This window comes from Candidatus Caldatribacterium sp. (assembly GCA_014359405.1).
Lineage (GTDB): Bacteria > Atribacterota > Atribacteria > Atribacterales > Caldatribacteriaceae > Caldatribacterium > Caldatribacterium oleiphilum.
This window is the reverse complement of record JACIZN010000018.1, coordinates 12,740-21,183: the sequence shown is the minus strand read 5'-3', so window position 1 is coordinate 21,183 and position 8,444 is coordinate 12,740. Positions and strand designations below refer to the sequence as shown.

Here is an 8,444-nt window from a genome sequence, read left to right as displayed (position 1 = left end):
CATTTTCCTAGCAGGGTTACAGGAAATCCCGCAGCATCTCTACGAGGCAGCACTCATAGATGGAGCTAACAGCTGGCAGTGTTTTTGGAAAATAACCCTGCCCCTCTTAAAAAGGGTTCTTCTGTTTGTAACCGTAGCCGATACGACCGCAAATTTCCTACTCTTCGTACCCATTTTTACTCTGACAAGAGGAGGTCCACAAATGTCCACAAATGTTTTGATGCATGAGGCTTACAGCAGAGCCTTTGTGTACTCGGATATGAATTCTGCCCTGACCGTAGTCACGTTTATTTTAGCTCTTCTTTTGGTGATAATAGGCATCCAATTCAAGCTGTTGGGGACGGGGGATTAGGTCCATGGTGAATAGGCTGACAAAGAGTGTTCTGCAAAGGGTTATTTTGTACTTTGTGTTGCTTATCTTCACTTGTTTCTCTCTGTTGCCCCTTGTTTGGGCTTTTTCCTCCTCGTTTAAGCCCTTGGAGTCGGTTATGAAAGACGTCACCAGTTTCAAGTTAAGAGCTTTTCTACCGGTACCGTTTACCTTGGAGGCTTATTCAGCTTTGTTTAAGGCTGGATTTGGTCGGTCGATCGTTACTACTGTCATCGTCGGTTTATCGACTTTGGCGCTGGGCATACTGGTTTGTTCCTTAGCAGCCTTTGCCTTTGCCAAGATAGATTTTCCTCTCAAGAACCTTCTCTTTGTGCTGGTTTTAATTTCCTTTATGGTTCCCTTTGAGGCAATTGCCATCCCGCTCTATTTGGTATCTGAAAAGCTTAGAATACTGAATACCCTGTATGCACTGATTCTTCCAGGATTAGCAAATGGGCTTGTTATCTTTCTCTTCCGTCAGTTTTTCGCCGGTATACCCAATGAGCTTTTGGAAGCTGCCTTCATCGATGGAGCCAGCTGGATAAAGATTTACTGGAAGATAGTTCTGCCTCTGTCAAAGCCTGCTCTGGTGAGTGCTGGTTTGCTTCTTTTCATCTTCCAGTGGGAGGCTTTCATGTGGCCACTGATAGCCATTCACGAGAAAAATTTGAGAGTCATTCAGGTTGCCCTGGCCTATATGAGAACTCAATATCTTGCCTACTGGAATCAAATATTCGCTGGTGTGGTGATAGGTGCTGTAGTACCACTCGCCCTCATATTTCCGCTCCAAAGTTACTATGTGAGAGCTATAACTTTGAGCGGTTTAAAGGAGTAGGTAATAATTTAGTTAACAGAGAGGAGGTTTATACCGATGAAGACTAAGGTGATCATAGATACCGACATAGGCGATGATGTCGACGATGCCCTGGCTATAGCCCTGGCTTTGTGCTCACCCGAGCTTGAAATCGTTGGTATTACAACCGTTTTCAGAAATACTACCTTGAGGGCAAAACTGGCTAAGAAGCTGGTGCAGGTTTTCGGCAGACCGGATATTCCTGTAGTCAAAGGAATTGAAAAACCCTTGATCAACGATTGGGATCGGACGCTTATCCCTCCCCAGACGAGAGCAGTCAAGGAGGAAATCCCGATTGACGAGGAAATTGGTGCAGTCGATTTTATCGTGGACAGAGTAATGAACTCCAGCGACCAGATAACCCTTATCACCATAGGCCCCCTGACCAATGTGGCAATTGCTTTGACCAAAGAGCCCAGGTTGAAGGAAAGAACCCGAATATGTATGATGGGTGGCATGTACTCTCAGGCATTCCCAGAATGGAACATCTACTGCGATCCTGAAGCAGCAAGGATAGTTTTTGATTCTGGAATACCTATAACAATGGTAGGTTTAGATGTCACCCTGCAGTGTAGGCTTAACAAGGCTGCACTCAATAGGATCTTCGAATCCGGTGACGAGAGAATGCGCTTCCTATCTGAAGTAATCAAAATATGGCAAGAGGGGGACGAGAACAGGTATCCGATACTCCACGATCCTCTGGCTGTGGCAGTTCTTATAGACCCGTCATTTGTGAAAATGAAAAAAATGAACATCAAAGTGGAAACAAGAGGAGAGTTGACTCGAGGGGTCACGGTGGTAACAGAGAATCCTTTTCAAGGATTCAGCGGTGAAGGATCTGTGAATGTCTGTGTGGATGTCGAAAGTGAGAGATTTGTGAGGTTTTTCTTGGAGAGGATATTGGCCCCTTGTTAAGGGGTATGGCCAGTTTTTCTTTGCAAACGGAGTTTGTTCTGAAAAAGTGCACGTTCCTTAAAGACTGCTGAGTAGTTTTGAAGGGGCACTATGCAGATTGGTCCGGTGCCCCAGATGTTTCTAAAGCCTTTCTTTGCAACTTCTGAACATCTCTATTCAGCCCTCACAAAGATTCAGTTAGTCGGGCTCTTAGTCCTCTTAGTTTGCGAGCTTTTGAGTCTGTGTAAGAAGTTCTTTAACCCAATCCTTTAGGCGCAGCATTTGCAAAAATCCCCCCTCTGGGGTATCCTTGTACCAACTCGCGCAAGGAGGAAGATATGGAGAAACGACTCTATCGTTCGCGAAAAGAGCGGATTCTTGGGGGAGTCTGCGGTGGCATTGCCGAGTACTTTGGTCTTGATCCGGCCTTGGTGCGTATTGTAGCGGTACTTCTCATCCTTGTTGGTGGAGGAGCCATCCTTGCGTACATCATTGCTTGGATTCTCATTCCTGAAGGACCAAAAGAGGAGATTCCGGAAGAAAGACCAGAGTCGCAGGAAGCCTCATCTTCTGGGGAGAGAAAGCCCTGGCAGGAGGCAGGTCGGCAACATATCCTTGCCTGGTTTTTAGTCATCATTGGAGCCCTGTGGCTTTCCCAGTACGTGGTTCCTCTTTGGGGTCCCTGGACTCCATGGGTCCGCAATGCTTTCTTGCCTATACTCCTCATTGCGGGTGGGGTTCTTCTCCTTGTGAGGAAATAGAGAGAGCTGGTACAATACAAGGAGGAAAGGTGGATACCTTTGTTCGTGAGAATCCTTGACCGCTATGTGGCCCGGGAAACAGCCGCAGGCATGTTCACCTGGGTCGGAGCAGTCACCATTGTCATGCTTGTGCAGACCCTCTTTGAGCTCATGGATTTCTTTGTAAATCAGAAAGTTCCTTTCCTCATCACCCTTGAAATTCTCCTCCTCTACATCCCGGCGCAGATGGTCATGACCTTTCCCATCTCAGGACTTCTTGCCGCAGAGCTCAATCTCGGGAGGCTCTGTCGGGATAGTGAGCTTGTGGCCATTGAGGCAAGTGGGGTGAGCATTCGACGTTTCCTTTTCCCCTACATCCTCTTTTCCTTTCTTGTCGCCTTTGGGTCCTTTCTCCTCAACGACCTTGTGGTTCCCGAGACGAACCACAAGGCCCAGAGCCTGGTGCGCTACTACGTGTACAAGAAAGCGCCTCCCAAAATCCAGCAGAACGTTTTCTTTCGGGATGCGGAGAATCGGTACTTCTACGTGAACGAGCTCGATGCCACGACCTGGGAGATGAAGAACGTCATCATTTACGAGCTTGGGAAAGGCCGGAAGTTTCCGGACGTCATCGTGAGCGAGAAAGCCCGCTGGGTGGAGGACCAGTGGATTCTTGAGAAGGGGGTGCTCCATCGCTATGGGGAAGATGGATACCTTGAGGAGGAAGTGGAATTTGAGACGATGCGAATCGATATGAAAGAAGAGCTCCAGGAGTTCTTTGAGAAGCAGCGGAGTCCTGAGGAAATGTCCTCGAGGGAGCTGCGAAAGCAGATTGCCATCCTCAAAGAGGCTGGAAGTGAAACCCAGAAGTTCGAGGTGGCGTACCACTTCAAGTTCTCTCTGCCCTTCTCAGCGGTAGTCTTCATGCTCATGGGGATGCCTCTTGGCGTGCAGAAGACAAGGGACACCAAGGCCTTGGGAGTCATCGTGACGGTTATTCTTGCCTTCGTGTACTACATGCTCCTTTCCATTTTCCGCTCCCTCGGTCGGGGGGATGTACTTGCTCCCTGGCTTGCTGCCTGGATGCCGAATTTCCTCTTCGGAGGCCTTGGGGCTTTTCTCTATGCGGTGGTGGATTGGCGGTGAAAAGGGTTTTCCTCTTTGTGGTTGCTCTCCTTCTCTTTGCAAATTTGTCCTGGGCGGGAGAGAGCCTCTTCGACAGGGCCCTGGCGGCAAAAAACTCTGGGAACTGGGAGGAGGCGCTTCAGCTCTTTGAGGACTGTATTGCTCAGGGTGAACGGGTTCTCGATGCCTTCTGGGAGGCAGGGTTCATCCTCCTCGATCGGGGGAAATACCGCAGGGCTTTTGAGCTCTCAGAGCGTGCCATTCCCGAATTCGAATCGTACCTCAGGGAGCATCCTGAGGACCATATGAGCTGGTTCCGGCTTGGGTACATCTTTGAGCTTCGGAGCAGTACCGGGTTCTTCAAAGAGTGGGAGAGGGCGAAAGAGTGCTTCGAGAAAGCCCTCGAATATTCCCCGAAAAATTCCTTTTACCTTCTCCATCTCGGGTACGTATTGTATAAAATGGGAAGAGGAGAAGAAGCAGAGGAAGTGTTTCGGGGAATCCTTGCAGAGCACCCTATGGATTTTGAAGTGCGCTACTGGCTTGCGGTAGTCCTTGAGTCCCAGGGGAAGTACAGGGAGGCGGTGGAGGAACTCCGCTTCCTCCAAGATCACGCTCCTCAGAACTTTAGCCGTATGAAGGAAGTGGAGAGGTTGCTCAAAAAGATTGAGAGGAAGGGGTAGATGTGCGAAAGAGAGTTCTTTCCTTTGCTCTTTTAATGACACTTTTTGGGTTCTGGATAGGTGGGTGTTTCGGAACCGGAGGAAGGGGCAATCTCACAGGAGAGGTATGGGATGTAAGAGGACCGGTGAGCGGGGTACTTGTGGAAGGAGGGGGGAAGAGCACTCTGACGGATAGCGATGGTCGATTCCTCCTTGAGGACTTACCCTCAGGAAAGCACTACATCTTTTTCTCCCATCCTGAGTACACTGGAGTCGTGGTTCAGGCGGAAGTAGTCGAAAAGGAGACCCGTTCCATCAATGCTGAAGGGAGGGTAGTTCTTCCGGAACGTACCGAAGAGAATCTGAAGGAGTACCTTTTTACTCTCTATGGGCTCGGTTTCTACGAACGGGTCATTCAGGAGGCTGAGGATTTCCTCCTCTCCTATCCCCAAAGTAGCTATTACGCTTCGGTTGCGTTCCTGAAAGGAGCCTCGCTCTTTTTCCTCAAGAAGTACCAGGAGGCGATTCCGGTTTTGGGAGAGGTTGTGCAGTTCCCAAACGAACCCTTTGCCGATGACGCCCAGTACCTGCTCGCGAAGTCTTTCGGCGAGGGTCTTCGAGATTACGCCCGAGCTATTCTCGAGTACCAGAAGCTCATCGATGCCTACCCGGAGAGTGAGTTCGTGGGGAACGCCTGGTACGAAATGGGGGATTGTTACTACATCCTTGGGGCCTTCCGGGATGCCCTCTCGGCGTACGAGAAAGCGCAGGAGTTCGGAGGCGAGGTGGCCCAGAAAGCGCTGTACTCCATGGCCCATTGCCTTTACCGGATGGAATTCTACAACCGTGCGGCAGCAAAATTCTTGGAGTACGTAGCTCAGTACCCGAATACAGACCTTTCCGATGACGCCCAGTACTTTGCGGGAGCAGCGTTCTACAAGGCGCAACGTTTTGCCGAGGCCCTTCAGGCCTTTGAGGATTGCGTTCGTCTCTACCCTAATGGTCAGTGGTACAACGGTATCCTCATTGCTCCGGCAGCCCTCTTCCATAAAGGTCTCTGCCTTGAGAAGCTCGGTCGCTACGTGGAGGCGTACAACACGTACCTTGAGATCATCCGAAAGTATCCCGGGGCAAAGTGGGCCGATGGCTCATCCCTCATTAAGAATGTCCAGTTCCGGATTGACTGGTTGCGGCAGTACGTTCTGTGAACCCTATGTGGGAGCAAAGCGATAAGGAAATCGTTCAGGAAATCCTGAACGGCAACGAGGATCTCTTTGCCATCCTTGTTGCTCGGTACGAGAAGCCCATTTTCAACTACGTCTACGGAATGGTACGGCAGCGTCAGGACGCCGAAGATCTCACCCAGGAAGCCTTTGTGAAAGCTTTCTTTGCCCTCAAAACGTACAAGGACTCTTTTGAGTTCTCCACCTGGATGTACCGCATTGCCCGCAACGTCTGCCTCGATTACTTCCGAAGACAGAAAATCCGCTCCTTTTTCTCCCTTAATACCCCGGTGGGCGAGGAAGAAGAGGATGAGCTGGGGGACTTTTTGCCCTCTGGGAAAGATCCCGAAGAAGGAGTCCTTGAGGAGGAACTCCTTGAGGAAGTGGCTCAGGCAGTAGGAAAGCTCCCTCTGAAGTTTCGAGAGGTCATTGTTCTCCGATACGTTGAAGAACTCCCCTACGAGGAAATCGCTCGGATTCTCGATGTTCCGGTTGGTACGGTGAAAACGTACCTCCATCGGGCAAAAGCAAAGCTTCGGGAAATTCTGGGGAGGGATTTTTCGTGAAACTTCGGATTTCTCCTCAGCGTATATACAGGTAGGTGGAGAGAAGTGGAGCGTAAGGACAAACTCGATTGTTACCTTGAGCGACTACCAAAAGTTGCAGTACCGCAATCCTTTGCCCCGGCGGTCATGGCCCGAATCCGGGAAAGGCAGCGCCCTTCGTACCGGCGTTACAAGCGATGGGTTGTAGCCTTGGGGGCGGCAGTACTTTTTGTCCTTATGCTCACGACGAATCTCCCCCTTACACCACGCCTTGAACTTTTCGGATACCGTACTGTAAAACTCGTTTTCTGCAGCACCGTTCGGAATCCCAAAACCGTTGCGGTGGCAGGAGACTTCTCCGACTGGGAAACTATCCCTATGGAGCGGGTTGATGAGAACTGCTACGCCCTTACCCTGCGTCTTCGTCCCGGGAAGTACGAGTACGGCTTTGTTGTTGATGGGAAGTGGTTGCCTGATCCCTTCTCTCCCCGGGCTGTGGCCGATGGATTTGGCGGGGTGAATTCAATTCTCGTTGTCGATGGCGATACAGAGTGAAGCGGATTTTTCTTGCCTTTCTTGTTCTCTTTCTCCTTCCCTCGGTTCTTTGGGCTTCGGATGAGGTTTCCCGCCTCATTGAGCGTTCTCCGTACCCTGAGGAGAGTAAGGCATACCTCCTTCAGGAAGCCTCCAAGATTTTCTCCGAGGCTTCGGGTATTCCCGACAAACTCCTCCTCAAGAAGCTTCGGGAGGGCATCGCAAAAGGCGTTCCTCCGGAGAGTCTCGTCGAAGCCCTGAGGAAACGTAAAGAAGCCCTCCAGGAGGCAAAAAAACTCCTCGAAGAGACGGGAATTCGAGAAAAGGAAACACTTCTTGAAGACCTGGCAATGTCCCTTGAGCTCTCCGTACCGCCCCAGGTGCTCCGGGAAATTCTTGGGAGAGTGGCTTCGAATCCGAAAGTTGCTGAACGCTTCGTGGACACCGTGGCGATGTTCCTTGAAGTGGGTGTTCCACCGGATAAGGCGAGTGCGGTACTTGAGGGGGTTCTCAAGCGGGATCTCGGGGTGCGGGAGGTTCGAAAAGTTGCCGAGCTTCTTGAGAGAGCTCGCCGGGAGGGTATAGAGGTGGATAGAGTTGCAAGTTGCCTTCAGGACGCTTTAGAGAAACACGAAAATTTCGCCCTTGTGGAAGTAGAGCTCCAGAACTTTATTGCTGCCAATAAACCACGCCCTGCTCTTCGTTCCGGACAGGGCGTGGTTGCTCCACCGCCTGGGATTTCTTCAGGAGGGACACCAATGGAAGAGGGTGGGACGCCTCTTGAGCATCAACCCTCTTCGGCCCATCCGCCGACACAGGAAGGCGGAATGCCTCTTGAATGATACCCTACACCAGGGAAGCCACGAGATCTCCAACCTCTTGGGTTGTGAGTCCCATTTTCCCTGCGCTCATGCTTTTGATTTTGCCACTCTGAAGCGCCTGAATAACGGCGTTTTCCACTCTTGAGGCTGCTTCGTGTTCTCCAATGGTGTCAAGGAGCATCTGCATTGCAAGAATCGCCGCCAGAGGGTTGATGACGTTCATTCCCGTGTACTTCGGTGCCGAACCACCAATGGGCTCGAACATCGAGACTCCCTGAGGATTAATATTCCCTCCTGCTGCAATACCCATGCCACCTTGAATCATGGCGCCAAGGTCGGTAATGATGTCCCCGAACATGTTGTCCGTGACGATGACGTCGAACCATTCGGGGTTTTTCACCATCCACATTGTGGTGGCATCGACATGGGCATAGTCGGTTTGAATGTCCGGGTACTCCCGGGCAACCTCGTAGAAAACCCGTTCCCAGAGATCAAAAGCGTAGGTCAGGACATTGGTTTTCCCACAGAGGGTCACCTTTTTCTTCTTGTTCCGCTTCCTTGCGTACTCGAAGGCAAAGCGGATGCACCGCTCTATTCCTTTTCTTGTGTTAATGGAGACCTGTATGGCAACTTCGTCCGGGGTTCCTTTTCGGAGGAATCCTCCCGCTCCGACATAG

9 protein-coding genes and 2 pseudogenes (1 of these 11 cut by a window edge) are annotated in these 8,444 nt (G+C 50.8%); 10 read left to right on the top strand and 1 reads right to left on the bottom strand.

The genetic code is table 11. The features are described from left to right. The 10 genes and pseudogenes from H5U36_02555 to H5U36_02510 form a co-directional block, all read left to right on the top strand. Positions 1-352: sugar ABC transporter permease (locus tag H5U36_02555; protein ID MBC7217055.1), on the top strand; the 352-nt coding region annotated here is incomplete at its 5' end. 136 nt (positions 353-488) lie between these two features. After that, positions 489-1,205 (top strand): carbohydrate ABC transporter permease, encoded by a 717-nt coding sequence (locus H5U36_02550; GenBank protein ID MBC7217054.1) that lies wholly within the window; start codon positions 489-491, stop codon positions 1,203-1,205. Between the two features lie 36 nt (positions 1,206-1,241). After that, on the top strand, positions 1,242-2,138 hold the full coding sequence (locus tag H5U36_02545; GenBank protein MBC7217053.1) for a nucleoside hydrolase: 897 nt from the start codon (positions 1,242-1,244) through the stop codon (positions 2,136-2,138). A 317-nt stretch (positions 2,139-2,455) separates the two neighbouring features. Then, positions 2,456-2,878, top strand: a complete 423-nt coding sequence (locus H5U36_02540; GenBank protein ID MBC7217052.1) for a PspC domain-containing protein — start codon at positions 2,456-2,458, stop codon at positions 2,876-2,878. 39 nt (positions 2,879-2,917) lie between these two features. Beyond that, positions 2,918-4,003 (top strand): LptF/LptG family permease, encoded by a 1,086-nt coding sequence (locus tag H5U36_02535; GenBank protein ID MBC7217051.1) that lies wholly within the window; start codon positions 2,918-2,920, stop codon positions 4,001-4,003. Beyond that, complete coding sequence (locus tag H5U36_02530) at positions 3,994-4,665, top strand: tetratricopeptide repeat protein (protein MBC7217050.1); 672 nt, start codon at positions 3,994-3,996, stop codon at positions 4,663-4,665. The genes H5U36_02535 and H5U36_02530 overlap by 10 nt, the downstream gene beginning before the upstream one ends. 35 nt (positions 4,666-4,700) lie before the next feature. After that, a complete protein-coding gene (locus H5U36_02525) occupies positions 4,701-5,852 on the top strand; it encodes a tetratricopeptide repeat protein (protein ID MBC7217049.1) in 1,152 nt (383 codons plus the stop codon). A gap of 5 nt (positions 5,853-5,857) precedes the next feature. After that, positions 5,858-6,433, top strand: a complete 576-nt coding sequence (locus tag H5U36_02520; protein MBC7217048.1) for an RNA polymerase sigma factor — start codon at positions 5,858-5,860, stop codon at positions 6,431-6,433. Continuing rightward, positions 6,430-6,967: pseudogene (locus tag H5U36_02515) on the top strand (hypothetical protein). Before H5U36_02520 ends, H5U36_02515 begins: the two are co-directional and overlap by 4 nt. Continuing rightward, positions 6,964-7,788 carry a hypothetical protein gene (locus tag H5U36_02510; protein ID MBC7217047.1) on the top strand — a complete coding sequence of 275 codons (825 nt, stop codon included), beginning with the start codon at positions 6,964-6,966 and terminating at the stop codon, positions 7,786-7,788. Before H5U36_02515 ends, H5U36_02510 begins: the two are co-directional and overlap by 4 nt. A 4-nt stretch (positions 7,789-7,792) precedes the next feature. Here the strand turns inward: H5U36_02510 and H5U36_02505 are convergent. Next, positions 7,793-8,444, bottom strand: a pseudogene (locus H5U36_02505) (3-isopropylmalate dehydrogenase); it runs 419 nt beyond the window's last position.

Excerpts from the sequence above, each read along its gene's own strand:
- H5U36_02550 (MBC7217054.1), top strand. The coding sequence starts at position 489 with ATGAAAGACGTCACCAGTTTCAAGTTAAGAGCTTTTCTACCGGTACCG.
- H5U36_02545 (MBC7217053.1), top strand. The coding sequence starts at position 1,242 with ATGAAGACTAAGGTGATCATAGATACCGACATAGGCGATGATGTCGAC.
- H5U36_02540 (MBC7217052.1), top strand. The coding sequence starts at position 2,456 with ATGGAGAAACGACTCTATCGTTCGCGAAAAGAGCGGATTCTTGGGGGA.
- H5U36_02520 (MBC7217048.1), top strand. The coding sequence starts at position 5,858 with ATGTGGGAGCAAAGCGATAAGGAAATCGTTCAGGAAATCCTGAACGGC.
- H5U36_02525 (MBC7217049.1), top strand. The coding sequence starts at position 4,701 with ATGACACTTTTTGGGTTCTGGATAGGTGGGTGTTTCGGAACCGGAGGA.